The 25,433-nt window shown below is 70.5% G+C and carries 18 protein-coding genes and 1 pseudogene; 4 read left to right on the top strand and 15 right to left on the bottom strand.

Going from position 1 to position 25,433, the window contains the following annotated elements; translation table 11 throughout:
* The first annotated feature begins 38 nt into the window (after positions 1-38).
* Together FQY64_RS00410 and FQY64_RS00405 are read left to right on the top strand one after the other, a co-directional pair.
* Complete coding sequence (locus FQY64_RS00410) at positions 39-2,099, top strand: carbon starvation CstA family protein (protein ID WP_146471725.1); 2,061 nt, start codon at positions 39-41, stop codon at positions 2,097-2,099.
* Positions 2,083-2,298 (top strand): YbdD/YjiX family protein, encoded by a 216-nt coding sequence (locus FQY64_RS00405; protein WP_146471724.1) that lies wholly within the window; start codon positions 2,083-2,085, stop codon positions 2,296-2,298. Before FQY64_RS00410 ends, FQY64_RS00405 begins: the two co-directional genes overlap by 17 nt.
* Positions 2,299-2,395: 97 nt before the next feature.
* On the opposite strand, the gene FQY64_RS00400 is transcribed toward FQY64_RS00405, so the two are convergent.
* Genes FQY64_RS00400 through lexA form a run of 4 tightly spaced genes read right to left on the bottom strand, consistent with a single transcriptional unit; the run spans position 2,396 to position 8,324 of the window.
* Positions 2,396-5,632 carry an error-prone DNA polymerase gene (locus FQY64_RS00400; RefSeq protein ID WP_146471723.1) on the bottom strand — a complete coding sequence of 1,079 codons (3,237 nt, stop codon included), beginning with the start codon at positions 5,630-5,632 and terminating at the stop codon, positions 2,396-2,398.
* Positions 5,629-7,053: a Y-family DNA polymerase gene (locus tag FQY64_RS00395; protein WP_146471722.1), complete on the bottom strand. Its 1,425-nt coding sequence runs from the start codon at positions 7,051-7,053 to the stop codon at positions 5,629-5,631. Before FQY64_RS00395 ends, FQY64_RS00400 begins: the two co-directional genes overlap by 4 nt.
* Positions 7,054-7,057: 4 nt before the next feature.
* Positions 7,058-7,678, bottom strand: a complete 621-nt coding sequence (gene imuA, locus FQY64_RS00390; protein WP_146471721.1) for a translesion DNA synthesis-associated protein ImuA — start codon at positions 7,676-7,678, stop codon at positions 7,058-7,060.
* Between the two features lies 1 nt (position 7,679).
* Positions 7,680-8,324 carry a transcriptional repressor LexA gene (gene lexA, locus FQY64_RS00385; protein WP_146471720.1) on the bottom strand — a complete coding sequence of 215 codons (645 nt, stop codon included), beginning with the start codon at positions 8,322-8,324 and terminating at the stop codon, positions 7,680-7,682.
* 461 nt (positions 8,325-8,785) lie between these two features.
* Here lexA and FQY64_RS00380 point away from each other — a divergent pair, with 461 nt between their 5' ends.
* Positions 8,786-9,655 (top strand): DUF5979 domain-containing protein, encoded by an 870-nt coding sequence (locus tag FQY64_RS00380; protein WP_146471719.1) that lies wholly within the window; start codon positions 8,786-8,788, stop codon positions 9,653-9,655.
* Positions 9,656-9,710: 55 nt separating this feature from the next.
* On the opposite strand, the gene FQY64_RS00375 is transcribed toward FQY64_RS00380, so the two are convergent.
* From FQY64_RS00375 to ssb, 10 genes and pseudogenes are all read right to left on the bottom strand, one after another.
* Entirely contained in the window at positions 9,711-10,961 is a 1,251-nt protein-coding gene (locus FQY64_RS00375; protein ID WP_146471718.1) for a DUF819 family protein, read from the bottom strand.
* Positions 10,962-10,965: 4 nt separating this feature from the next.
* On the bottom strand, positions 10,966-13,038 hold the full coding sequence (locus FQY64_RS00370; protein ID WP_146471717.1) for an alpha/beta hydrolase family protein: 2,073 nt from the start codon (positions 13,036-13,038) through the stop codon (positions 10,966-10,968).
* Positions 13,039-13,067: 29 nt separating this feature from the next.
* Positions 13,068-15,005: an OPT family oligopeptide transporter gene (locus FQY64_RS00365; RefSeq protein ID WP_146471716.1), complete on the bottom strand. Its 1,938-nt coding sequence runs from the start codon at positions 15,003-15,005 to the stop codon at positions 13,068-13,070.
* A gap of 77 nt (positions 15,006-15,082) precedes the next feature.
* Positions 15,083-16,726 (bottom strand): annotated as a pseudogene (locus FQY64_RS00360) (alpha/beta hydrolase family protein).
* A 424-nt stretch (positions 16,727-17,150) separates the two neighbouring features.
* A complete protein-coding gene (locus tag FQY64_RS00355; RefSeq protein WP_146471715.1) occupies positions 17,151-19,148 on the bottom strand; it encodes an alpha/beta hydrolase family protein in 1,998 nt (665 codons plus the stop codon).
* Positions 19,149-19,217: 69 nt separating this feature from the next.
* Positions 19,218-20,126, bottom strand: coding sequence for a dTDP-4-dehydrorhamnose reductase (rfbD, locus tag FQY64_RS00350; RefSeq protein WP_146471714.1), 909 nt, complete (start codon positions 20,124-20,126; stop codon positions 19,218-19,220).
* A complete protein-coding gene (gene rfbC, locus FQY64_RS00345) occupies positions 20,123-20,680 on the bottom strand; it encodes a dTDP-4-dehydrorhamnose 3,5-epimerase (RefSeq protein WP_146471713.1) in 558 nt (185 codons plus the stop codon). The genes rfbD and rfbC overlap by 4 nt, the downstream gene beginning before the upstream one ends.
* Positions 20,677-21,561, bottom strand: a complete 885-nt coding sequence (gene rfbA / locus FQY64_RS00340; RefSeq protein ID WP_146471712.1) for a glucose-1-phosphate thymidylyltransferase RfbA — start codon at positions 21,559-21,561, stop codon at positions 20,677-20,679. Before rfbA ends, rfbC begins: the two co-directional genes overlap by 4 nt.
* Positions 21,562-21,571: 10 nt before the next feature.
* Positions 21,572-22,624 (bottom strand): dTDP-glucose 4,6-dehydratase, encoded by a 1,053-nt coding sequence (gene rfbB / locus FQY64_RS00335; protein ID WP_146471711.1) that lies wholly within the window; start codon positions 22,622-22,624, stop codon positions 21,572-21,574.
* Between the two features lie 64 nt (positions 22,625-22,688).
* On the bottom strand, positions 22,689-23,183 hold the full coding sequence (gene ssb, locus FQY64_RS00330; protein WP_146471710.1) for a single-stranded DNA-binding protein: 495 nt from the start codon (positions 23,181-23,183) through the stop codon (positions 22,689-22,691).
* A 174-nt stretch (positions 23,184-23,357) separates the two neighbouring features.
* On the opposite strand from ssb, the gene FQY64_RS00325 reads away from it, so the two are divergent.
* Complete coding sequence (locus FQY64_RS00325) at positions 23,358-24,362, top strand: polyprenyl synthetase family protein (RefSeq protein ID WP_146471709.1); 1,005 nt, start codon at positions 23,358-23,360, stop codon at positions 24,360-24,362.
* A 57-nt stretch (positions 24,363-24,419) separates the two neighbouring features.
* On the opposite strand, the gene FQY64_RS00320 is transcribed toward FQY64_RS00325, so the two are convergent.
* A complete protein-coding gene (locus tag FQY64_RS00320; RefSeq protein ID WP_146471708.1) occupies positions 24,420-25,406 on the bottom strand; it encodes a DUF2268 domain-containing putative Zn-dependent protease in 987 nt (328 codons plus the stop codon).
* Positions 25,407-25,433: the final 27 nt, after the last annotated feature.

Genomic DNA, 25,433 nt, shown 5'->3' with positions numbered 1-25,433 from the left:
CGCGCGCCACCCTCGCGCGGTCACTGGGAGGGTTGAGCATGAAGGCGATGTCCTGGATCGGCTGGCCGCTGGTCGCGCTGCTCGGCGCCGCCAGCTTCGGCGTGCTGGCGCTCCATCGCGGCGAAACCATCGGCGCGATGTGGCTGGTGACCGCGGCGGTCTGCACCCTGCTGATCGCGTACCGTTTCTATGCGCGTTACATCGCCAGCCGCGCGCTCGGCGTCGATCCCACCCGCGCCACGCCCGCATGGCGGCGCAACGACGGTCTGGATTACGTGCCGACCGCGAAGGCGGTGGTGTTCGGCCATCACTTCGCCGCGATCGCCGGCGCTGGGCCGCTGGTCGGGCCCGTGCTGGCGGCGCAGATGGGCTACCTGCCGGGCACGCTGTGGATCCTGGTCGGTGTGGTGCTGGCCGGCGCGGTGCAGGACATGCTGGTGCTGTTCTTCTCCACGCGCCGCGACGGCCGCTCGCTGGGCGAGATGATCCGCGCCGAGCTCGGTCCGGCGGCTGGGGTTATCACGATGGTCGGCATCCTGATGATCATGGTGATCCTGCTCGCGGTGCTGGCGCTGGTGGTGGTGAAGGCGCTCGCCGAAAGCCCGTGGGGCACGTTCACGGTGGCGATGACGATCCCGATCGCGCTGCTGATGGGCGTGTATCTGCGCTGGCTGCGGCCGGGACGCATCCTCGAGGTGTCGGTGCTGGGCCTGGCGCTGCTGCTGGTATCGATCGCGATCGGCGGCAAGGTCGCGGCCCACCCGCAGTGGGCGGCGTGGTTCCATCTCGAAGCGACGACGCTGGCCTGGCTGCTGATCGGCTACGGCTTCGTCGCCGCGGTGCTGCCGGTGTGGCTGCTGCTGGCGCCGCGCGATTACCTCTCGACGTTCCTGAAGATCGGCACGGTGGTGTTGCTCGCCGTCGCCATCCTGCTGGCGCGCCCTGACCTGCAGATGCCGGCGGTGACCCGCTTCGTCGACGGCACCGGGCCGGTATTCGCCGGCAACCTGTTCCCGTTCCTGTTCATCACCATCGCCTGCGGTGCGGTGTCCGGCTTCCATTCGCTGATCAGCTCGGGCACCACGCCCAAGCTGATCGCCAATGAGGCGCACATCCCGCTGGTGGGCTACGGCGGCATGCTGATGGAAGCGTTCGTCGCGGTGATGGCGCTGGTGGCCGCGTGCGTGCTCGATCCGGGCGTGTATTTCGCGATGAACGCGCCGGCCGCGCTGCTCGGCACCACGGCGGACACCGCCGCCGAGGCGATCCGCACGCTCGGCTTCGTGGTCACGCCGGAAACGCTGAGCGGGGTCGCGCGGGACATCGGCGAGGCGAGCATCCTCTCGCGCACGGGCGGCGCGCCCACGCTCGCGGTGGGCATGGCGCAGATCCTGCACGGCCTGGTTCCGGGCGAAGGGATGATGGCCTTCTGGTACCACTACGCGATCCTGTTCGAGGCGCTGTTCATCCTCACCACCATCGACGCCGGCACGCGGGTGGCACGCTTCATGTTCCAGGAGCTGATCGGCCTGGCGTACGCGCCGTTCCGGCGCACCGAAAGCTGGGGCGCCAACGTGGTCTGCACCGGAATCGCGGTCGCCTGCTGGGGCTACTTCCTCTACCAGGGCGTGGTCGACCCGCTCGGCGGCATCAATACGCTGTGGCCGCTGTTCGGCATCGCCAACCAGATGCTCGCCGGCATGGCGCTGGTGTTCTGCTGCGTGGTGATGGTGCGGATGAAGCGCGAGCGGTACCTGTGGATCCCGCTGCTGCCGACCGCGTGGCTGCTGGTCTGCACGATGACGGCCGGCTGGCAGAAGCTCTTCCACGACGATCCCAGGATCGGCTTCCTCGCCAACGCGCGCCGCTTCGCCGAGGCGGCGGCGCGCGGCGAGGTGCTGGCGCCGGCGAAATCGATCGATGAGATGCAGCGCGTCGTCTTCAACAACTACCTCGACGCGGGCCTGTGCGCGCTGTTCATGGCGGTGCTGCTCAGCGCCGCGTTGTTCGGGCTGCGCGCGGGGCTGGCCGCCTGGCGCCATCGCGAGCCCACCGCGCGGGAGAGCGACTATGTCGCGCTCGATGCCGTGGCGCGCTGAGCGCTGGCCGGAGCGCCTGCGCCGCGCCTGGCGCGCGGCCTGCGTCGCGGCCCGGATGGCGGTCGGCCTGCCCGACTACGACCGCTACGTCGCGCACGCGCGCCGCATGCATCCGGAACGCCCCCCCATGACGCGCGAGGAGTTCTTCCGCGAACGCCTCGCCGCGCGCTACGGCCGCGGCCGCTCGCGCTGCTGCTGAGCGGGCACCGCGCGAGGCGCAGTCCCGCGCGCGCCGGTGCGCTTCGCCTCGCGGGCGGTGGCGATGCGGGAAGCAGGATGGCCAGGGCATCCACGAATCAGCGGAAGTCGCGGGATCCGGCGCGCAGGTTGCCCAGCAACGGGCTGAGATCGTGCAGTTGCGCGGCGATCAGATGTTCGACGCCGTCCACGCGCTCCCAGTGGCCACGCACGGCCAGCAGCGTGGAGGCGAGCAGCGCCTTGCGCTGGCGGATCGCGAGGTCGGGCCAGACGATGACGTTGATCATGCCGTCCTCGTCTTCGAGCGTGACGAAGATCGTGCCCTTGGCGGTGGCCGGGCGCTGGCGCTGGGTGACCAGCCCGGCCACGTGCACGCCGCGGCCGTGCCGCATCGCGCGCAGCTCGCGCGAGCCGAGGATGCGCCGCTGGCGCAGCTGCGAACGCATCAGCGCCATCGGATGCGCCTTCAGCGTCAGGCCCAGCGCGCGGTAGTCGGACAGGATCTCCTCGCCCGCGCGCGGCGCCGGCAGCACGACGGCGTCCTCGGGCGCATTGCCGGGCAGCAGCGGTCGCCGACGTTCAAGCCCGGCCACCGCCCAGCGCGCGGCGTGGCGATCGCCGACGAGGCCGCGCAGCGCATCGGCCTCGGCGAGGACGCGGCAGGCCTTCTCGTCGAGCCCGGCGCGCAGGCGCAGGTCGTCCAGGTCGCGGAACGGACGCCCGGCGCGCGCGGCGGCGATGGCGCGGCCGGCGGCTTCCGACAGGCCGCGCACCTCGCGCAGGCCGAGGCGGATCGCCGGCTGCGTCCCGCCCGGCTCGCCGCCCTCCAGCGTGCAGTCCCAGTCGCTGCACTGCACGTCGACCGGCCGCACCTCCACCGGCTCGCGCTCGCGCGAGCCGCGCCGCGCGTCCTGCACGATCTGGCTGGGCGAGTAGAACCCCATCGGCTGCGAGTTGAGCAGCGCGCAGGCGAACGCCGCGGGCTCGTGGCGCTTGAGCCAGCAGCTGATGTAGACCAGCTTGGCGAACGAAGCGGCGTGGCTCTGCGGAAAGCCGTAGGAGCCGAAGCCCTTGATCTGCTCGAAGATCTGGTCGACGAACTCAGGCCTATAGCCGTTGGCGAGCATGCGCGTGCGGATGCGTTCGCGGTGCGGCTCCATGTCGCCGTTGTGGCGCCAGGCGGCCATCGAGCGCCGCAGCTTGTCGGCCTCGTCGGGTGTGTATTTCGCCGCCGTCATGACCAGCTCCATCACCTGCTCCTGGAACAGCGGGATGCCGAGCGTCTTCTCGAGGATTTCCTTCACCTCGGGCGAGGGATAGCTCACCGGCTCGCGGCCCATCCTGCGGCGCAGGTACGGATGCACCATGCCGCCCTGGATCGGCCCCGGCCGCACGATCGCCACTTCGATCACCAGGTCGTAAAAGGTTTGCGGCTTCAGCCGCGGCAGCATCGTCATCTGCGCGCGCGATTCGATCTGGAACACGCCGACCGTATCGGCGATCTGGATCATCGCGTACGTCGCCGGGTCCTCCTGCGGCACGCGGGTCATGTCGAGGTCGCGGCCGCGATGCGCGCGCACCAGGTCGAACGCCTTGCGGATGCAGGTCAGCATGCCGAGCGCGAGGCAGTCGACCTTGAGCATCCGCATCGTCTCCAGGTCGTCCTTGTCCCACTGGATGATGGTGCGCTCGTCCATCGCGGCGTTCTCGACCGGCACCACCGTCGCCAGCGGCCCGTCGGAGATCACGAAGCCGCCGACGTGCTGCGACAGGTGGCGCGGGTGGCCGATCAGCGCCTCGGTCACGGCAAGGATGCGGGCGATCAGCGGGTTGTGGGGATCGAAGCCCGCTTCGCGCAGACGCTGCTCCATCGGCGTGCCGCCGTTGCCCCAGCCGAAGCAGCCGGCCAGCAGCGCGATCTGGTCCGGCGGCAGGCCGAACGCCTTGGCGACGTCGCGCACCGCGCTCTTGCCCTGGTAGCGGATCACCGTCGCCGCCAGCGCCGCACGCTCGCGGCCGTACTTGGCATAGACGTACTGCAGCACCTCTTCGCGCCGCTCGTGCTCGAAATCGACGTCGATGTCGGGCGGCTCGTTGCGTTCCTTGGACAGGAAGCGTGCCATCAGCAGGCGGCTCTCGGCCGGGTTCACCGCGGTGATCCCGAGCGCATAGCAGACCGCGGAATTGGCCGACGAGCCGCGCCCCTGGCACAGGATGCCGCGGCCGCGCGCGAAGCGGACGATGTCCTCGACGGTGAGGAAGAACGCTTCGTACTTCAGCTCGGCGATCAGCGCGAGCTCGCTCTCGATTTGTGCGATCACCTTCGGCGGCGCGCCCTCCGGCCAGTGGCGCGCCACACCCTCGTAGGTCAGCCGGCGCAGGTGCGAGCTGGGCGTCTCGCCGTCCGGCACCAGTTCGCGTGGGTAGCGGTAGGTGGTGTTCTTCTCCAGGTCGTAGGTGCAGCGCTCGGCCAGCGCGACCGCGTTGTCGAGCAGCGCGCGCGGGTAGATGTTGGCGAGCGCGCGGCGGTGGCGCAGGTGGCGCTCGCCGTTGCGGAACAGGTGCGCGCCGCATTCGGCCAGCGGCAGGCCGTGGCGGATCGCGGTCATCGTGTCCTGCAGCACGCGCTGGCGCCGCGTGGCCATGTGCACGTCGCCCGCGGCCACCGGCGTCATGCCAAGCACGTCGGCGAGCGCGAGCAACTCGCGCAGCCGCGCGGCATCGTCCTCGTCGCGATGCAGTTCGACCGCGAGGTACGCGCACTCGCCGAACCCCCGTCGCAGCCACTGTCCCGGTTCCGTGTCGATCGCACGCCCCGGCACGCGCACCGGCAGCCACAGCGCGAACACGCCCGGCGCCATGGTGTCGAACAGTGCTTCCACGTCCGCGCGCGTCAGCCGGTAGGCGCCCTTCTCCGCCGCGCGGCGGCCGCGGGTGATCAGCTCGCACAGGCGCGTGTAGCCGTCGGCGTTCTCCACCAGCAGCACGAAACGGGCACCATCCTCCAGCCGGAACTCGCTGCCGACGATCAGCCGCACGCCGGTGGCCTTCGATGCCTCCAGCGCGCGCACGATGCCGGCCAGCGAGCACTCGTCGGTGATAGCGAGCGCGCGATAGCCGCACTGCGCCGCGCGCGCGAACAGCTGTTCGGCGTTCGCCGCGCCGCGCAGGAAGCTGAAGTCGCTGATGCAGTGCAGCTCGGCGTACGGCGGTAGCGCGTCGAGCGGGTCGTCGTTGGCCGCGCCGCGCAGGCGCGTGGCCACCTGCAGCGCGCGCGGGACGCGGTCGCCCGGCGTCTCGCGGTCCACACCGTCGACGGCGTCGTCCCAGCTCATGCGAACCAGCCGTGCAGCATCCAGCCGTCGCGTTCGCCGGCGGGCACGAACGCCCAGGCGCGCTGTCCCTGCGAGGTTTCGAGGATGTAGTAGTCGCGGCGCTGGTCGTCGCCGTCCCACCAGCCGCTCTCCAGGCGCTCGGGGCCGGCGAGGATGCGCAGCGTGTGATCGCGCAGCGGCACCGGAGGGTCGAGCAGCAGCGCCGGACGCGGCGGACGCGATGGCGCGGATGCAGCGCAGGCGGCGTCCTCGTCCACGCCCGCCTTGCGCCAGGCGCGTTCGGGACGCGGATCGCCGGTCGCCGCGAGCCGGTACACCGCGCCGTCGCCCAGCCGCGCGCGCAGGCGTTCGCGCAGCTGCGGCCAGGACACGGCCTGCGCGGGCCGGGTGTCGAACAGATCGCGCGAGGGCGGCACGAACGGCGGCAGTTCCTCGGCGATCAGCCGCACGCCGATCGCAGCGGCCGGCAGGCTCGCCTGTTCCAGCCGGTTGCGCGCGATGTCGAACAGCAGCGCGGCATCGCGCTCGGGCGCCAGCAGGCCGACCTCGACATCGGTATGCGCGCGGTCGTGTTCCAGCCGCAGCACGAAGCGCTGCACGCCGCCGTCGCGCGCGGACAGATGCACGGCCAGATCGCCGGTCAACCGCCGCAGCGGGAACAGCAGCGCCTGGTGGCTTTCGACCTCGTAGCCGAGTTCGATGCGGGCATCGAAGCGGTCGGGCGGCACGAAGAAATCGAGCGGATCGTCGGCCTCGCCGTACAGGCGGTCGAGATGCTCCAGCAGCGCCGCGCCGAACCGCCGCCGCAGCCCCGCGCGTGGCAGCCGGCGCACGTCGGCGAGCGTGCGTGCGCCCATGTCGTGCAGGCGCGCGCCGGCGTCGTCGGGCAACCCGGCACGGCGGGTCGGCACGCGATCGAGCACGTCGGGCAATGCCGCCGGATTGGTGATCGCCAGCCCATCGCGCAATCCTGCGAACACCCGCGCCGCGCGCGGCGTGGGCGCGAGCGCGAGCGCATGCGCGAAGCCCAGTTGCGTCAGCTCCTCGCGCAGGCGCGCCTGCAACTGCGGCCATTCGCCGAACAGGCGGAAGCTCGCGCGCACCTCCAGCACGATCGCGTCCTCGTCCTGCAGGCTCACCAGCGAGCTGTGGCGATAGGCCCAGTGGGCGAGCATGGCGCGGTCGGCGCGCTCCTGCGCCGGATCGCTCTCGACGAACACGGCCTCGGCGCACAACGCATGCGCCGCACCCAAGCGCATGCCGGGCTTGAGGCCGGCCGCGGCGGCCGCGGCATTCACCGCGCGCACGCTGCGCAGGTGCACCGGCCCGTGCACCAGCGCGAGCGGCCGCGCGGGATCGGCGCTGCGCCGCAGCACGCTGTCGAGCGCGAGATGCGGCAGGGCGATGCAGGCCCACAGCATGGCCTCACCCCACCCGTCCCGGCGGCACGAAGGCGGTGGCCGGCGCCTGCCCGCCGCGGCATTTGCGCACGTGCCAGCGGCCCTGCGCGTGTTCCAGCCGCAACGCGGCCGGCGATGGATTGGCCGCGTGCCGGCGGTCGCGGATCGCGAAGCCCAGGCAGTCGCCGGTGTCGGCCGCCACCTGCAGCCGCCGCAGCGCCGGGCCATCGGCCTGCAGCGGCCAACCGAGCACCGCCGCGAATGCCGCGCTGCGCAGGCACTGCTCGAGCGCCCACAGCGCGCGCTTGCCGTCGGTCTCGACGATTTCGAGCCTGCGCAGGTCCACGCCCGTCGCCTGCCACGCCGGCGCGTACGGCCGGTACGGCGGCGCCACCACCGCGACGAGCTGGCCGGCCTGGGTCAGCCGCGCGAAGGTCGGCATCAGCAGCGCGAGCTCGCCGACGCCGTCGGCCGGAATCAGCAGCTCGCTCAACGCACCACGCGGCCAGCCGGCGAGCGGCAGCAGCGCATCCAGCGCGGGAAAGCCGGTCGATTCCCCGCTGGGCGCGACCACCGCACTGCGCGCGGCGCGCCAGACCGTGCGCGCGGCCAGCAGGGATTCGAGAGGGAGATCCTGCGCGGCCATGTCAATCGGGACGCACCAGCCCGCAGTAGAGGCCTTCGATCGCGAAGTCGGCGCCGGGCGGCACCTCGATCGGGGCGTAGTCGGGATTGCGCGGCAGCAGCCGGATCGCGTCCGCGGTGCGCTGCAGCCGCTTGATGGTCAGCTCGCCGTCGATGCGCGCGACCACCGTCTGCCCGTCGCGCGCGTCGTTGCCGCGCTTCACCGCGACCAGGTCGCCGTCGAGGATGCCGTCGTCGCGCATCGAATCGCCGTGCACGCGCAGCAGATAGTCCGGGCGCAGCGAGAACAGCGCGCGGTCGAGCACGAAGTGACGCTCGATACCCGCGTCCGCGCCGATCGGCGCACCGGCCGCGACCCGGCCGAGCACCGGCAGTTCCAGCCGATCCTCGCGGGCCCGCCCGGCCCGTCGCGCGCCCGGCGTCGCCGCCCGGCCGGTCGCGCTCAGCCGGATCCCGCGCGCCGCGTTCGGCCGCACGCTCAGGTAACCGGCCTGCTCCAGCCGCCGCACGTGCTTGTGCGCCGCGCAGGGCTGGCGGAAGCCGAACGCCGCGGCGATCTCCTGCAGGGTCGGCGGCACGCCCTCGCGTTCGGCATGGGCGTGGATGAAGGCCAGGATCGCGGCCTGGCGGTCGGTGAGTTCGCGCATCGGCGGTTCCGGTAAAAGGATTTTTACCTGCGCAGGCAGTATACGCCCGCGCCCATTGGACGCCCACGCCGTCTCAACGGCTGAGCCCGATGCGGCTGCTCTCCCGTGTCCGCATGCCGGCGGGCGGTCGCGCTCCCGCGTGAGACCCGATCCCGGCCAGGCACGGACGCGAGTGCGGGCGAAACGCCGCCAGCGCCGCCCCAGGCCTGCTTCGCTGTCGGCCCGCGCGGCGGGACGCGCAACGTGGCCCGGCGGCACGCGCAGCGCCTGACGGGCCGGCCGGCGGGTGGCTCCTCGTCGCGTCGTTCACGACCTCGCACCTACGGTGTCCGCCGCGCATGCGAGCGCATGAGGCGGTCGCAGCGCGCGCTGCCCATCGGCAGCTTCCGACACACGGCTCCATGTGCCATGCGGTAGGACGGACGTCCGATGCGGGAGCCCTTTCGCAAGAGAGGCTTCCAATGAAGAACAACCATCCGAGCCTGCATGCCGCGATCCGGCGCCTGCTTCCCGCGATCGGTCTGGCCGCCTGTGCGTTGGCCGCGCCCGCGCTGGCGCAGACGGCGACCACGGTCGATCCGAACCACGGCACCATCGTGGTGAAGAAGTTCTACGACGCCAACGCCAACGGCGTGCGCGACGCGTACGAACCCTGGCTGTCGAGCTGGCCGATGACGCTGAACGGCCCCGGCGTCAGCGCCAGCACCCGGCTCACCACCGCCACCTGGAGCGGACTGCCGGGTGGTGCGACCTACACGGTCGAGGAATCGATGCCGGTCGAAACCAACTGGGTGCGCTCCGCTCCCGCCACCCATCCGGTGTCGGTCACCGTCGTGCCCTGCAAGACGGTCACGGTGAAGTTCGGCAACTACTGCCTGAAAGGCAGCGGCGGCCGCACACCCGGCTTCTGGAGCAACAGGAACGGCGAGGCGAAGCTGGCCGACGGCGGGACGATGGCGCCCGAGCTCAACCTGCTCTCCAGCCTCAATCTGGTCGACGCCGCCGGCAACGCGTTCGATCCCACCGGCTACGAGCAGTTCCGCACCTGGCTGCTGGGCAGCACCGCGGTGAACATGGCCTACAAGCTGTCCTCGCACCTGGCGGCGATGACGCTCAACGTGGAGGGCGGCTACGTCAACGGCAGTTCGACCTTCCTGCCGTGCCAGTGCACGATCGACGAACTGCTCGAGGACGCCAACGCCGCCCTGACCGACCCGGCCGCCACCCGCGAGCAGCTCGAACAGCTCAAGAACTGGCTGGATCAGCTCAACAACGGGGCCGCGGTGGTGTCGCCGACGCCCTGCAAGCGCACGTTCGCCACCACCTACTGAGCACCCGGTCCATCCGCTGCGGGGGCGACTTTCGCCCCCGCCGCGACGTGTGCGCTCAGGCGGCGAGCGCTTGCAGCACCAGCCCCGTGAGATAGGCGCAGTAGGTGCCCAGCGCGTAACCGAGCACCGCCAGCAGCACGCCCACCGGCGCCAGCGCCGGATGGAACGCGCTGGCCACCACCGGCGCCGACGCGGCGCCGCCGATGTTCGCCTGCGAACCGACCGCCATGAAGAACAGCGGCGCCCGGATCAGCTTGGCCACGCCCAGCATCAGCGCGGCATGCACCGCGATCCAGATCAGCCCGAGCGCGAACAGCCACGGGCGGTCGAGCAGCGCGCGAAGATCCATCTGCATGCCGATGGTCGCCACCAGCACGTACAGGAACACCGATCCCACCTTCGACGCGCCGGCGCCCTCCAGCCGCCGCGCGCGGGTGAAGCTCAGCGCCAGCCCGAACGTGGTGGCGAGCACCGTGATCCAGAAGAAGCGCGCGGTCAGGCTGTAGTCCTGCAACCGCCATTCGGCCGGCAGGCTGGACAGCCATGCCACCAGCGGGTCGGTGATCGCATGCGCAAGGCCGGTCGCACCGAGCCCGAGCGCGACGATGACGGTGAGGTCGGTGAGCGTGGGAATACGCGTGTGCTCGGCCTGATAGGCCTCCACCCGGCGCTTGAGATCGTCGATCGCGGACAGGTCCGCGCGCGTCCAGCGGTCGAACGCCTCGCTGCGCGCGGCCAGGAACAGCAGTACCGCCATCCAGACGTTCGCCACCAGCACATCGACCGCGACGAACTGGCCGAAGGTGGTGGCATCGACCGCGAACACCTCCTTCATCGCCGCCTGGTTGGCGCCGCCGCCGATCCACGAGCCCGCGACCGTCGTCATGCCGCGCCAGGTATCGCCGGCGACCGTTTCCGGATGGATGGCCCCCATCGCGAGAAAGGCCACCACGCCGCCCAGCATGACGCCGAGGGTGCCGACCAGGAACATCACCACCGCCTTCGGTCCGAGGCGGACGATCGCCCTGAAGTCGATCGCCACGCACAGCAGGACCAGCGCGCTCGGCAGCAGGTAATCGCGCGCCATCGGATATAACGCGGAGGCCTTGCCGTCGATCACGCCCGCCGAGTTCAGCACCGCCGGCAGGAAGTAGCACAGCAGGATCGCAGGCACGACCCCGTAGAACTTCTTCCAGAATCCGGTCGGCCGCGACGCGGTCCAGAACACCGCGCCGAGAATGGCGGCGAGCAGGCCGAGAACGACGGCGTCGTTGGCGATCAGCGCGCCCGAGGCGGGAGCCGTCATGCGCTCACTGCCCGTCGCCGATGTGCTTGCGCAGCCAGCCGTTCACCGTGTCGTGCCACAGCACGCTGTTGTGCGGCTTGAGGATCCAGTGGTTCTCGTCGGGGAAGTACAGGAACTTCGACTCGATGCCCTGGCGCTGCAACGCGGTGAACGCGGCGATGCCCTGCTCCACCGGAATACGGTAGTCGAGCTGGCCGTGGATCACCAGCATCGGCACCTTCCACTTGTCCACGTGCAGCGCCGGATTGAAGCGCTCGTAGTTCTTCGGCGCATCCCACGGCGTGCCGCCGTTCTCCCATTCGGTGAACCACAGCTCCTCGGTCGAGAAGCCCATCATCCGCGTGTCGAACACGCCGGCATGGCTCACCAGGCACTTCCACGGCTCGCGCCACTGGCTGGCGATCCAGTTGACCATGTAGCCGCCGTAGCTGGCGCCCAGCGCGCACGCGCGCGAGCCGTCGAGGAACGGATACTTCTGCTGCGCCGCCGCCCAGCCCTTCTGCAGATCCTCCAGCGGACGGTCGCCCCAGTGCTGGCTGATCGAATCGGTGAACGCCTGGCCGTAGCCGGTCGAGCCGTGGAAGTCGATCATCACCACCGCGTAGCCCTGGCCCGCGTACGTCTGCGGGTTCCAGCGGTAGCTCCAGCCGTTGCCGAAGCTGCCCTGCGGGCCGCCGTGGATCAGGAACGCGACCGGATAGGTCTTGCCTTCCTCGTAGTTCCACGGCTTGACCACGTAGCCGTGCACGGTCTCGCCGTTCCAGCCCTTGAAGCTGAACTGCTCGAAGTCGCCGAAGCGCACGTCGGGCAGCATCTCGCCCGCGCTCGGCGTGAGCGCGCGCACCGGCGCGCCGCCGATGCCGCCGACGAAGATCTGGTCGCCGCTTCTGAGCGTGCTGCGCGCGAACGCGAGCGTGCCCGCCTCCAGATCGAAGTCCGACACCGAACCCTCGCGCACGATCGGCGACACCATGCCGGTGGCGATGTCGACCGCGAACAGCGGATGCTCGCCCAGGTGCTGCGCGTTGACGTACAGCGTGCGGCCGTCTTCCGACAGCTCCATCGCGTCCGCGGAACGGTCCCACTTCGGCGCGATCTCGCGGCGTTGGCCGCTGCCCAAGTCCATCGCGACGATCGCGAAGCGGTCGGCCTCGAACCCCGGACGCTTCATCGCGCGGTAGTACAGCGTGCGGCCGTCGGCGGAGAACAGCGGGCCGGTGTCCCAGGCGGGGTTGTCGGCGGTGAGATTGCGCGCCTCGCCGCTGCCGTCGGCGGCGGCGAGGTACAGATCGAAATTGGTCGACCACGGCTCGGTGCGATCGGCCTTGCGGGCGGCGAACACGAGGCTGCGGCCGTCGGGCGCCCAGGCGTACTCGCTGTCGTCGCCGAACGGGCGCGAAGGCACGTCGCCGACCACGTCGTCGCTCACCAGCACCGCCTCGGCGACCGGCTTGTCGCCGCGCGGAAGCTCGGCGACGAACAGCCGGTTGAGGCGGCCGTCGTTCCAACTGTCCCAGTGGCGGATGAACAGGCGGTCGAACGAGCGGCCCGTCGCCTTCGTCTTTTCGCGCTCGTCGAGTTTGCGCCTGGTGCAGGACAGATCGGCGCCGCACTCGACGAACGCCTCGGCGGAGAACGCCACCCGCTGGCCGTCCGGCGAGATGCGGTAACTGCCGACGTCGGCATCGAAGGCAGTGACCTGGCGCGGCGTCCCGCCCGACGCCGGCACCGCATACAGTTGCTGGCTGCCGGACTTGGCGCTGAGGAAATACACCGTGCGGCCGTCGGGCGAGAACGCCGGCGAGTTGACGTTCCAGCCGTCCGGAGTCAGCCGCTTCGGCGGCGCCGCGTCGCGCGCGCGCAGGTCCTCGATCCACAGCGAGGTGCTGGCCTTGTTGGCGCCGTAATCGACCACGCGCTTGGCGAACACCAGCAAGCGGCCATCCGGCGACAGCGTCGGCGCCGAATAGCGATCGAGGGCGGCCAGATCGCGCGCCTCGAACCCCCGCGCCGCAAGGGCCGTCGAAGGCAGGGCAGCCACGAGCGCGGCGGCGAGCAACGAAGCAGCGAACTTCATCTCGGAAACTCCGGGCTATGCAGGGGAGATCAGGCGCGCGGCGCGTGCGGTGCGCGCACGCCGGTGCGGTAGATCAGCCAGCCGACGATGGCCAGCACCGCCAGGCCGACCGCCTGACCGAAGTGGAACCGCTCCGGCAGCGCCAGCACGTCGGCGCGTTCGCTCACCACGATCGGAATGGCGATCGCGATGCCCATCAGCGCCTCGCCGGTGATCAGGCCGGCCGAGAACAGCACGCCGGGACGATGCACGCGGTCGCGCAGGCTCTCGTCGGCGCCCACGACGCCGTGGCGGCGCTCGACGAAATACGCCAGCAGGCCGCCGAGGAAGATCGGCACCATCAGCTCCAGCGGCAGATAGATGCCGATCGCGGCCGCCAGCACCGGCACGCGGAAGTGCGAACCGCGCGCCTTCAGCGCGCTGTCGATCGCGATCACGATCGCGCCGATCACCGCGCCGGCGGCGATCATGTCCCACGGCAGCTTGCCGCCGAACATGCCCTGCGCCACCGATGCCATCAGCGTGGCCTGCGGAGCCTGCAGCGAGCCCTCGCGGGTGGGATCGCCGATGCCGTAGGCCTGGTGCAGCAGATTCAGCACCGGCGCCATGATCAACGCGCACGAGAACGCGCCGATGCCCAGCATCAACTGCTGCTTCCACGGCGTCGCGCCGACCAGATAACCGGCCTTGAGGTCCTGCAGGTTGTCGCCGCCGACCGCCGCCGCGCAGCACACCACCGCGCCGATCATGATCGCGGCCACCGCGCCGATCTTGGAGTCGCTGCCCAGCAGCAGCATCAGCACCACCGACGCGAACAGGATGGTGGCGATGGTGATGCCCGACACCGGGTTGTTGGACGAGCCGACCAGACCGGCCAGATACGCCGACACCGACACGAACAGGAAGCCCGCCACGATCATGATGATCGTCATCGGCACGCTGACGCCCCAACTGCCGACGATGGCCTGGTACAGCGCGAGCAGCGGCAGGATGAACAGCACCAGCGCGACCAGCATCCACTTCATCGGCAGATCGCGCTCGGTCTCGGCGAGATTCGCACCCGCGCCCTTGCGCGCGGCGGCGATGCCGCTGCGGATGCCGGACAGCAACGACTTGCGCAGCGAGAACAGCGTCCAGATGCCGCCGATCAGCATCGCGCCGACGCCGAGATAACGGATGCGTTCGGCGCGGATGATCGCCGCCGCCTCCGCCGCCGTCTTGCCCGCCACCTGCGCGGCGACTTCCGGATCGCCGGCGAGGAAGAACGCGTGGTACAGCGGAATGGCGATGTTGTAGGCGAGGATGCTGCCCGACACCACGACGATGCCGATGTTGAGCCCGACGATGTAGCCCACGCCCAGCAGCGCCGGCGAAAGCCCCGTCCCCATGTAGCCCAGATACTTGCCGAAGAAGCCGGCGCCGGCCGCGTTGTCGGGAATCATCCGCAGGCCGCTCTCGGCGGCCAGCTTCACCAGCCCGCCGATGCCCGCCGACAGCCCGAGGATCTTCAGCCCCGGGCCGGGGTTCTCGCCGGCCTTGAGCACTTCCGCGGCGGCCTTGCCTTCCGGGAACGGCAGCGGGTCCTCGACGATCATCGAACGCCGCAGCGGCACCGAGAACAGCACGCCCAGCAGACCGCCAAGACCGGCGATGGCGAGCACCCACGAGTACTTGAAGTCCTGCCAGTAACCGAGGATCAGCAGCGCCGGGATGGTGAAGATCACGCCCGCCGCGATCGAGGAGCCGGCCGAGGCGCCGGTCTGCACGATGTTGTTCTCGAGGATCGTGCCGCCGCCGAGCAGACGCAGCACGCCCATCGAGACCACCGCCGCCGGAATCGCGGTGGCGATCGTCAAGCCCGCGAACAGACCGAGATAGGCATTGGCCGCCGACAGCACGACCGCGAGGATGACGGCCAGAAGAACGGCCCGAAACGTCAGCTGGGGAATCTGTGCCGGCGAACTCATGTGCGCTCCGAGGGCAGACGGACAAACGGCCCGAGCATAACGCATCGGGCCGTTCGCCCACGACTGCCGGAACGCCGCTATTTCTTCGCGTCGGCCGGCGCGGCGCCGGTCGTCGCCGCCTGTCCGCCGAGATGCCGCGCGAAGAACGCGAGCAGGCGCGCGTAGTACTCGCGGCGGTGCTCCTCGCGATAGAAGCCGTGGCCCTCGGTCGCGTAGTACAGCGCTTCCACCGGCACGTTGGCGCGGCGCAGCGCCTTCTCCATCATCTCGGTGTGCTGCGGCGGAGCGCGCTCGTCCTCGCCGCCTGCGGCCAGAAACACGGGTGCGCGGATGCGCCCGGCCAGCCGCGCCGGCGAGACCGCGGCCACCGCTTCCGGCGCACCGAGCCACTCGCGCAGGTAGGTCTCGCCGGAAGTGCTGCGCTGGATGTCGCCGTGGCTGTACATGGTCGGCAGGTCGTACACGCCCACGTAGCCGGCGGCGCACGCGTACAGGTCGGGCTCCTTCGCCACGCCCATCAGCGCCGCGTAGCCGCCGTAGCTCGCGCCGTAGATGCAGATCCGTGCCGGATCCGCATGGCCCTGCGCGATGGCCCAGCGGGTGGCGTCGGTGAGATCGTCCTGCATGCGCCCGCCCCACTCGCGCGCGCCGGCGGCACGGAACGCCTTGCCGTAGCCGGAGGAACCACGGAAGTTCACCTGCAGCACCGCATAGCCGGCCGCGGCCAGCATCTGCACGTCGTCGTCGAACCCCCACACGTCCTGCACGCCGAACGGCCCGCCGTGCGGATGGACGATCATCGGCAGCCTGCCCTCGCGGCCGCGCGGCACGGTGAGATAGCCGTGCAGGGTCGTGCCGTCGCGGGCGGCGATCGTCACCGGCCGCTGTTCGGCCATGGCGTCGATGTCGATCCATTCGCGCCGGCTGATGACGAGATCGGCCTTCTTGGTCTGGGAGTCGAAGAGGTAGAAGTCGCCGGGGTTGCGGTCGCTGAACACTTAGACCAGCGTCAGCCGGCCGTCCCGCGTGCGCGAGGTCATCTCGACCGCATGGCCGGCGAACGCGGCCTCCAGGTTGCGCTGCATGCGCGCTTCCGGCGAGTTGCGGTCGATGAAGCTCGTGTGCCGGCGGCCGTCCAGGAACACCGCGCCGATCGGCGTGCGGGTGTAGGGCCGATACAGCAGGCGCGCCGGGTCGGCGATCTCGTGCCCCAGCACCGGGCGGCGCTCGCGCGTCACCACGTCGTAGGCGATCAGCTTGTCGGGGCCGTCCGCCTGCTCGGCGACGAGGTAGGCGGTGCGGTCGTCCTCGGCGAAGCCGACCGGAATTTCCGCAAGGCCGGTGCGGGTTTCGTCGCTGATCAGCTCCCACTCCTGCCCCTCCGCGGCGCGGTGGAAGACGCGCATGCGCCGATCGGTGCCGATGCCGTAGGTGAAACGCACCACGCCCTTGTTGTCGGTGACGAAGGAGGCGTTGCGCACCGGCGAGCGCGCCACGGTGACGCGGCGGCCGGTGTGCACGTCCATGCGGTCCGCACGGCTGTAGGCGTCGGCGCTGAACGGGGTGACCGCGATGATGACGTTGCGGTCGTCGGCCGGCAGGTCGTCGACCAGCTCGGCGTAAACGAATTCCTCCTTCTTGCCGACGATCCGCGTGCCCAAACCGTTGTCCTGGGCCCGATAGCCGACCAGAAGCTCGGGCGAGGAGCCGTCGGCGTCCATCGCGAACAGCTCGCCGGTCAGCACCGGCCGGTCGAGCGAGCCCATCTTCTCCGCCACCGCGATCAGCAGCCGCTCCGGGCTGACCCAGACGAACTCCTGCACGTGCGAATGCCGCCCGAGGGAGAACGTACCGAGCAGCTTCCTGTCGCTGCGGCGCAGGATCACCAGCGCGGTGCGGTCCTCGAACGGCACGGTCGCGGCGAAGTAGTCGCCGGTCGGCGAGATCGTGAGTTTCTCGAACGTGTCCTTGCGCAGGAAGCGGTCGATGTCGACCGCGTCGGCGGGCACGGCGGCCAGCAGGCCGGCGATCAGCAACGAAACGAAGAGCGCGAAGCGCATCGGAGACCTCCCCTGTCCCGGAAAAACGACGGCCACCTCCCCGGTGGCCGTCGGATGCTAGCAGGCGTCGGACGCGGAGCAAACGCTACTCGCGCTTGGCGTCCCCGACCTGCACCTTGCCGCCGATGTGCCGCCCGAAGAAGGCGAGCATCTCGGTGTACAGCTTCAGGTTGTTCTTCTCGTCGTAGAAGCCGTGCATCTCGCCGGACTGGATGATCACGCCCTCGGGCGGATTGCCGGCCTTGATCAGGGCGTCGCGCATCGCCTCGGTGTGCTCGGGCGGGCAGCGCTGATCGCGCGCGCCGGCGGCGAGATACACGGCGGCCTTGATCTTGTGCGCGTGATTGACCGGCGAGATCGCATCCTGCTCGGCGCGGGTGGCGCCGAAGGTGCGCTCGAAGAAGCTCTGGCCGGCATACCAGTCCGCGGTGTCGCTGAGCTTCTTCTGGATCTGCACGTCGTACAGGCCCACGTAGCCGAACGCGCATTTGTACAGGTCCGGATCCTTCGCCACGCCCATCAGCGAGGCATAGCCGCCGTAGCTGCCGCCGTAGATGCAGACCCGGTCGCCATCGGCGTAGCCCTGGGCGACCGCCCAGCGCACCGCATCGGTGAGGTCGTCCTGCATCTTGCCGCCCCACTGCCGATGACCCATGTCCTGGAAGGCCTGGCCGTAGCCGCCGGAGCCGCGGTAGTTCACCTGCAGCACCAGGTAGCCGCGGCTGGCGAGCAGTTGCGCTTCCCAGTTGAAGAACCAGTGGTCGCGCGGACCGATCGGGCCGCCGTGCGGATTGACGATCATCGGCAGGTTGCGGCCGTCGGAGCCGTTCGGGATCGTCAGGTAGCCGTAGATCCGCACGCCGTCGCGGGCGGTGAAGCTGAAGGGCTTCACGCTCGCCATGCGCTTGGGATCGATCCACTTGCGGCTCTGCATGAGGAAACGCGCTTTGCCGGTGTCGCGGTCGTAGAGGTACAACTCGCCCGGATTGCGGTCGCTGCGCACGGTGACGACGATCTTGCGGCCGTCGTCGGTCGCGCTGGAGAAGGTGACGAACTGGCCGGGGAAAGCCTGCGCGAGCGAGGCGTAGAGCTCGGCGTCGGGATGTTCCTCGTTCAGCAGATGCACTTTCGGCGCGCCGGCCTCGGTGACCACGCCGATGATCGTGCGCATGTCGGCGGCGCGGATGTAGCCCGCGGGGTCGGCGACCGGATCCTGGAACAGCTTGGTGAACTTGCCGGTGGACGGGTCCAGCGTGCCGAACGCGGCCGGCGCCTTACGGTCGTCCTGCTCCGCGTAGACGGTGCCGTCGGGCGCCACGCCGACGATCCGGATGCGGGTGCCCGCATCCTGCGAGCGGTTCATCAGCACCCACTTGGCGCCTTCCAGCCGGTACAGCTCGAGGTGCTCCTCGAACTGGCCGGCATCGTTCTGCGCGTCGTAGCAGACCGCGAAACGCGGCTGGTCGCTGGCGTCGGTCTCGATCGAGCAGTTCTCGCGCGGCGCACGGACGATCTCGCGCCGGCGGCCGGAGAGCACGTCCAGCGCGACCACCTCGGTTCCGGCGCCCTTGCTCGAGCGCGGCTTGGCGACCGCCATCAGCACCTGCTGGTCGTCGCCGCGCAGGGTGTCGAGCATGCTGTAGATGCCGTCGGTGGTCTTGTTGCGCTGGGTCGCATCGAGCGTGCCGAAGAACACCAGCGGCCGCGGCTGGCTGCCGTCGGCGTTGACGCCGTACCACTCGCCGGTGTTGAACGGAGCGGCGAAGCGGCCGAATTTCTTGACCGCGTTGAACACCAGGCGGTCGCGGCTGACCCAGTAGAACGAGCCGATGCTCTTCTCGTCGGGGAGCTGGTTGACCTTGACGATGCTCAGGTCGGCCGTGCGCAGCACGGTCAGTACGTCCTGCCCGCCGCGGTCGACCGTCATCGCCAGGTACTCGCCGGCGGGCGAGATCCTGACTTCGCTGTAGGTCGGGTGGCGGACGAAATCCTCGATCGGCAACGGTGCCGGCTCCGCCGCCGCGCGCGCGCCGAACGCGCACGCCAGCGCCAGACCGGCCGCGATCCATACCCCTGTCTTCATTGCTGTCCCCTGCTTGCTGTGACGGGCATCCCCGCGACAAGCGTATGTCAGACGGGGGCTGCCCGACACTCAACGGATCGCGGCGGGGGTCACCCCCTCCAGGGTGGCGGCGAGCGCTGCGTTCCAGTCGGGAAGCGGCTCGCGCAGATCCTGCGTCAGCGCCGCGCAGTCGAGGACGGAGAACGCCGGGCGGCGGGCGCGGGTCGGGAAGTCGGCGGTGGCGATCGCGTGCACCGGGACCGCGCGCGCGAGCAGGCCGCGGGCATGCGCCTGCTCGACGATCGCACTCGCGAAGCCATGCCAGGAGGTCCGGCCTGCCGCGGTCAGGTGGCGCACGCCGCGCACGTGCAGTCCGTCCCGCAGCAGACGTGCGGTCACGTCGGCGATCAGCCAGGCCGGGGTCGGCGTGCCGATCTGGTCGTCGACCACGCGCAGCGCATCGCGTTCGGCGGCGAGCCGCAGCATCGTCTTCAGGAAGTTGTGGCCGTGCAGGCCATAGACCCACGCGGTGCGCAGGATCAGGTGCGCGCAGCCGCTGTCGCGGATCGCCCGCTCGCCGGCGAGTTTGCTCGCGCCGTACACGCCGAGCGGCGCGGTGGGATCGTCCTCGCGGTAGGGCCGCGTGGCGGTGCCGTCGAACACGTAGTCGGTCGAGTAATGCACCAGCGGGATGGCGAGCGCGGCGCAGGCGCGCGCGATGTCCGCAGGCGCTTCGGCGTTGATGCGGAAGGCCGATGCCGGCTCGTCCTCGGCGCGGTCGACCGCCGTGTAGGCCGCGGCGTTGATCACCGCATCCGGGCGCACGCGTTCGATCATGCGCGCGGCGCTGCCCGGCTCGTGCAGATCCAGCGCCTCGCACGGGCCGCCGTCCGGCAGCATGCCGGTGCGGGTGGTCGCCACCACTTCGCCGAGCGGCGCCAGGCTGCGCCGCAGTTCATGGCCGACCTGGCCGTTGGCGCCGAGCAGCAGCAGCCTCATGGCCGGTAGACGGGGAGACGCTCCGGATCGATCCCGGCCAGCAGCGGCGCGCGCGCGTCCTTGTCGGACAACAGCGGCTCGCTCACCGGCCAGTCGATCGCGAGCTGCGGGTCGTCCCAGCGGACCACGGCGTCCGCCTGCGGGTCGTAGGTGGCGGTGCAGAGGTAGCTGAAGACCGCGCGCTCGCTGAGCGCGACGAAGCCGTGCGCGAAGCCTTCCGGAATCCAGAAGTGGCGCCGGTTGTCGGCGCTCAGCAGCACGGCGGTCCAGCGGCCGAAGGTGGGCGAGCCGCGGCGGATGTCGACCGCGACGTCCCACACCTCGCCCTCGAGCACCGTGACGTACTTGCCCTGCGGTTTCGGCCACTGGTAGTGCAACCCGCGCAGGACGCCGCGCTTCGACGCGGACACGTTGCCCTGCACGAAGCGGAAGTCCAGCCCGTGGGCGGCGAGCCGGTCGCAGTTGAACGATTCGTAGAAGAAGCCGCGCGCGTCCTCGAAAACCTTCGGCTCGATCACCATGCAACCCGGCAGGTCGGTGCCGATCACTTTCATGGCACGTGGCCCCGCTCGATCAGGCTGAGCAGGTACTGCCCGTAGCCGTTCTTCGCCAGCGGTCTGGCCAGCCGGACGAGATCCTCGTCGCCGATCCAGCCGTTGATCCAGGCGATCTCCTCCGGACAGCAGATCCGCAGGCCCTGGCGCGCCTCGATCGTCTCGATGAAGGTGGACGCTTCCAGCAGCGACTGGTGGGTGCCGGTATCGAGCCAGGCGTAGCCGCGGCCGAGACGCTCCAGGTGCAGGCTGCCTTCCTCGAGGTAACGGCGGTTCAGATCGGTGATCTCAAGCTCCCCACGGGCGGAAGGCTTCAAGGCCGCGGCGAACTGCGGCGCACGCCCGTCGTAGAAGTACAGGCCGGTCACCGCGTAATTGGACCGCGGCCGCGCGGGCTTCTCCTCGATGCCGATCACGCGGCCCGATGCGTCGAATTCGGCGACGCCGTAGCGCTCGGGGTCGTGCACCCAGTAACCGAACACGGTGGCGCCCTCGCGCCGCTCGTCGGCGCGCTTGAGCAGCGCGGTCAGCCCCGGACCGTGGAAGATGTTGTCGCCGAGCACGAGGCAGCTCGGCGCGCCGTCGAGGAAGCGCTCGCCGATCAGGAACGCCTGCGCGAGCCCGTCCGGGCTGGGCTGCACGGCGTACTCGAAGCGCATGCCCCATTGCGCGCCGTCGCCCAGCAGGCGCTGGAACAGGACCTGCTCGTGCGGCGTGTTGATGATGAGCACGTCGCGGATGCCCGCCAGCATCAGCACGCTGAGCGGGTAGTAGATCATCGGCTTGTCGTACACCGGCAGCAGTTGCTTGCTCACCGCCTGCGTCAGCGGATACAGCCGGGTGCCGGAGCCGCCGGCGAGGATGATGCCCTTGCGTGCCATGCCTGCGTCCTCAGCCCTGGCCGATGCGTTCGAGGCGGTAGCTGCCGTCGAGCACGCGCCGCACCCATGCCTGGTTGTCCAGGTACCAGTCGACGGTCAGCGCGATGCCCTCCTCGAACGTCACCGTCGGCTGCCAACCCAGTTCGCGCTTGATCTTCGACGCGTCGATCGCATAGCGGCGGTCGTGACCGGGGCGGTCGTTGACGAACGTGATCAGCGACTCGCGCGCGATGCCATCGGGCAGCGGGCGGCGCTCGTCGAGCAGGCGGCAGATCGCGCGCACCACTTCGATGTTGGCGCGCTCGGCGTCGCCGCCGATGTTGTAGGTCTCGCCGACGCGTCCGGCCTCGAGCACGCGCCGGATGGCCGCGCAATGATCGCCGACGTAGAGCCAGTCGCGCACGTTGAGGCCATCGCCGTAGACCGGCAGCGGCTCGCCCGCCAGGCCCTTGGCGATCATCAGCGGGATCAGCTTCTCCGGGAACTGGAACGGCCCGTAGTTGTTCGAGCAGTTGGTGGTCAGCGTCGGCAGGCCGTAGGTGTGGTGGAACGCGCGCACCAGATGGTCCGACGCCGCCTTGGAGGCGGAGTACGGCGAGTTCGGCGCGTAGGGCGTCTGCTCGGTGAATTTGCCGGTCGGACCCAGGCTGCCGTAGACCTCGTCGGTGGACACGTGCAGGAAGCGGAACGCGTCGCGCCGCGCCGCATCCAGGCCGCGCCAGTAGTCGCGGGCCTTCTCCAGCAGGTTCAGGGTGCCGACCACGTTGGTGCGCACGAACGCGGCCGGGCCGTCGATCGAGCGGTCGACGTGGCTCTCCGCCGCGAAGTTGACGATCGCGTCCGGCTGGTACTCGCGCAGGAGGCGCTCCACGCATTCGCCGTCGCCGATGTCGCCATGCACGAACACATGATGGTCCGCATCGGCGATGGAGGCGAGCGTGTCGAGGTTGCCGGCGTAGGTCAGCGCGTCGAGATTGACGACGCGGACGCCCCGGCGCACCGCCTCCAGCACGAAATTGCCGCCGATGAAGCCGGCGCCGCCGGTCACGATCCAGGTGGCCATCGGGAACTCCTTACGGACATGCGAAGGCCGCCGCGGAGGCGGCCGTGGAACGGATCCGTCGCTCTCAGAACGGAATGTCGTCGTCGGCGAAGTCGCCGGCGAAATCGTTGTTGCGGGCGGCAGGCGCCTCGCGGCGCGGGGCGGACTCGGCGCGCTGCGGCGCCTGGCGCGGGGCGCGCGATTCGCCGCCGTACTCGCGGCGCGGTGCGCCGCCGCCTTCGCCGCCGCCACCGCCGAGCATCTGCATCTCGTCGGCGACGATCTCGGTGATGTAGCGCTCCTGTCCGTCCTGACCGGTGAACTTGTCGTAACGGATGGAGCCTTCGATGTACACTTGGCGACCTTTGCGCAGGTACTCGCCGGCGATCTCGCCGAGCTTGCCGAACAGCTTCACCCGGTGCCATTCGGTCCGCTCCTGGGTGTTGCCCTCGCGGTCCTTGCGGACGCTGGTGGTGGCGAGGCTGAGCGTGGTGACCGCCATGCCGCTCTGGGTGTACTTCACTTCGGGATCGTTGCCGAGATTGCCGACCAGGATGACCTTGTTGACGCCGCGTGCCATGGATTCAGAACCTGCCTGGAAGTTACCGGTGGACGGCAACGGAGGGTGAAGTATACGCGGGCCCCCGTCATCGGGCGCCGTCCGGAAATCGCCTCGGAAAACGCCGCACCCGGGCCGGCGTCGGCGGCACGCGCGGCGGCCTATAATTCCGCGTCTTTCCCGCCGCCGCCCTCGATGGACGCCCGCTCCGCCGCTCCCGGTCCGCACGCGCTCGACCTGCCCGCCATCCAGGCGCTCGCGCGCGAGGACATGGCGGCGGTGGACGCGCTGATCCGCCGGCGGCTGGCCTCCGAGGTGGTGCTGATCAACCAGATCGCCGAGTACATCGTCGGCGCGGGCGGCAAACGGCTGCGGCCGATGCTGCTGATCCTCGCCGCCGGCGCGCTCGGCCATCGCGGCGCGGAGGCGCACCAGTTGGCGGCGGTGGTCGAATTCATCCACACCGCGACCCTGCTGCACGACGACGTGGTCGACGAGTCCGACCTGCGCCGCGGCCGCCGCACGGCGAACGCGGTGTGGGGCAACGCCGCCAGCGTGCTGGTCGGCGATTTCCTCTATTCGCGCAGCTTCCAGTTGATGGTCGAACTCGACCGCATGGAGGTGATGCGCATCCTCGCCGATACCACCAACGCGATCGCCGAGGGCGAGGTGCTGCAGTTGCTGCACGTGCGCAACCCGGACACCGACGAGGCCGCCTACCTGCGCGTGATCGAGCGCAAGACCGCGGTGCTGTTCGCCGCGGCGACGCGGCTCGGGGCGCTGCTGGCCGGGGCCGACGCGGCGACGTGCGAGGCGATGCACCGTTACGGCCTCCACCTGGGCTACGCGTTCCAGATCGCGGACGATGTGCTCGACTACGCCTCCGACGCCGCCACCCTGGGCAAGAACCTCGGCGACGACCTCGCCGAAGGCAAGGCCACGCTGCCGCTGATCCACGCCATCGGGCATTCGGACGATGCGGTCCGCGCGCGGCTGCGCGCCATCGTCGAGGAAGGCGACGTCGACGCTCTGCCCGAGGTGATCGCCGCGATCCGCGCCACCGGCGGTCTCGACTACAGCCGACGCCGCGCCGAGGACTACGCGCGTGCGGCCGAGCGGGAACTCGAAGGACTCGCCGACAACGCGCACGTGGCGGCGCTGCGCGGTCTGGCGCGCTACGCGGTCGATCGCGATCACTGAAGTCCGCCCGGCTCCGCCACAGGTCGCGCGAACCCGAGCCGCGCGCACCGCGGCGACTCAGCTCCCAGGCTCGGACCCGGCAAGCATCTGTTCGATCGCGCGCCGGGCGACCGCCGGCATCTCCGCCTCCGGGATGCGCGCGATCTCGGCCAGGCTCATGCCCTGGCGGCGCAGGTGCTCGATCACCCACCAGCCGGCCGCATAGGCCTCGCGCTCGAAGCCGTTCGGTCCCTTGCCCATGGTGAAGCGGAACACGGTATCGCCGTCCTTCGCTTCCAGCGCCGGCAGGATCGCCTGCAGGATCCCGCGCCGCTTCGGCTGCACCTCGGCCCACCAGCCCGGCGTGTATTCGATCAGTTCCGCGAGCGGACGGTCCGGAACCACTTCGTGCGCCACGTGGGTGGCCAGGCCTTCCTGCATCAACGTGGCGGCGATGCTGCGCTCCCAGCCGCCGGACAGATCGGCGGTGACGATATGCACCGCGTGCGTCATCTCGTGCGGGAGGATCGCCTCGCGCTGGCGCTCGTCCATCTCCAGCGGCAGCGCGACCGTCGGCCTGCCATCCTGTCCGGAACTGAAGGCATTGCCGTCGAACGCGCCGACATACGCGACGACGTCCACCTCGACCGGCTCCCGCGGTTCGAGCACCGCCGCCACTGCCCGCAGCGTATCCAGCGGTTGCGGCCGCATCGCCTTCGCGCCGCGGCGGATGAGCGGCAGCGCGCCGGCGTAGCGCGGCCACGCCTGCTCGAGCATGCGCCGCGCCATCGCCTGCCCTTCCGGCGTCGGCGGCACCGCGGCGAACCCGTAGCGCTGCTGCCACAGCGTCCATCGCTGCTCCGCGTCCACGCCAGCGGCGCTGGCCGCGGCATGGAAATCGAGGAAGCGCGGGGACAGATCGATGATGTTGACGCGCAAGGTGTCGTCGCCTTCGCTCCAGCGGCGCGGCTCGGCCTTCTGCGGGGCCTGTGCGGGCGATTGCGCGGCGGCCGGCATCGGGGCCATCGCCAGAAGCAGCACGGGGATCAGCGAGAGGAGGCGCATGGCGGGCGGATCGGGTGGCGACGGCCG

The organism is Vulcaniibacterium thermophilum (assembly GCF_007923255.1).
Lineage (GTDB): Bacteria > Pseudomonadota > Gammaproteobacteria > Xanthomonadales > Xanthomonadaceae > Lysobacter_F > Lysobacter_F thermophilum.
Note: the sequence above shows the minus strand (reverse complement) of the source record. Positions and strands in the feature narration are given on the sequence as shown.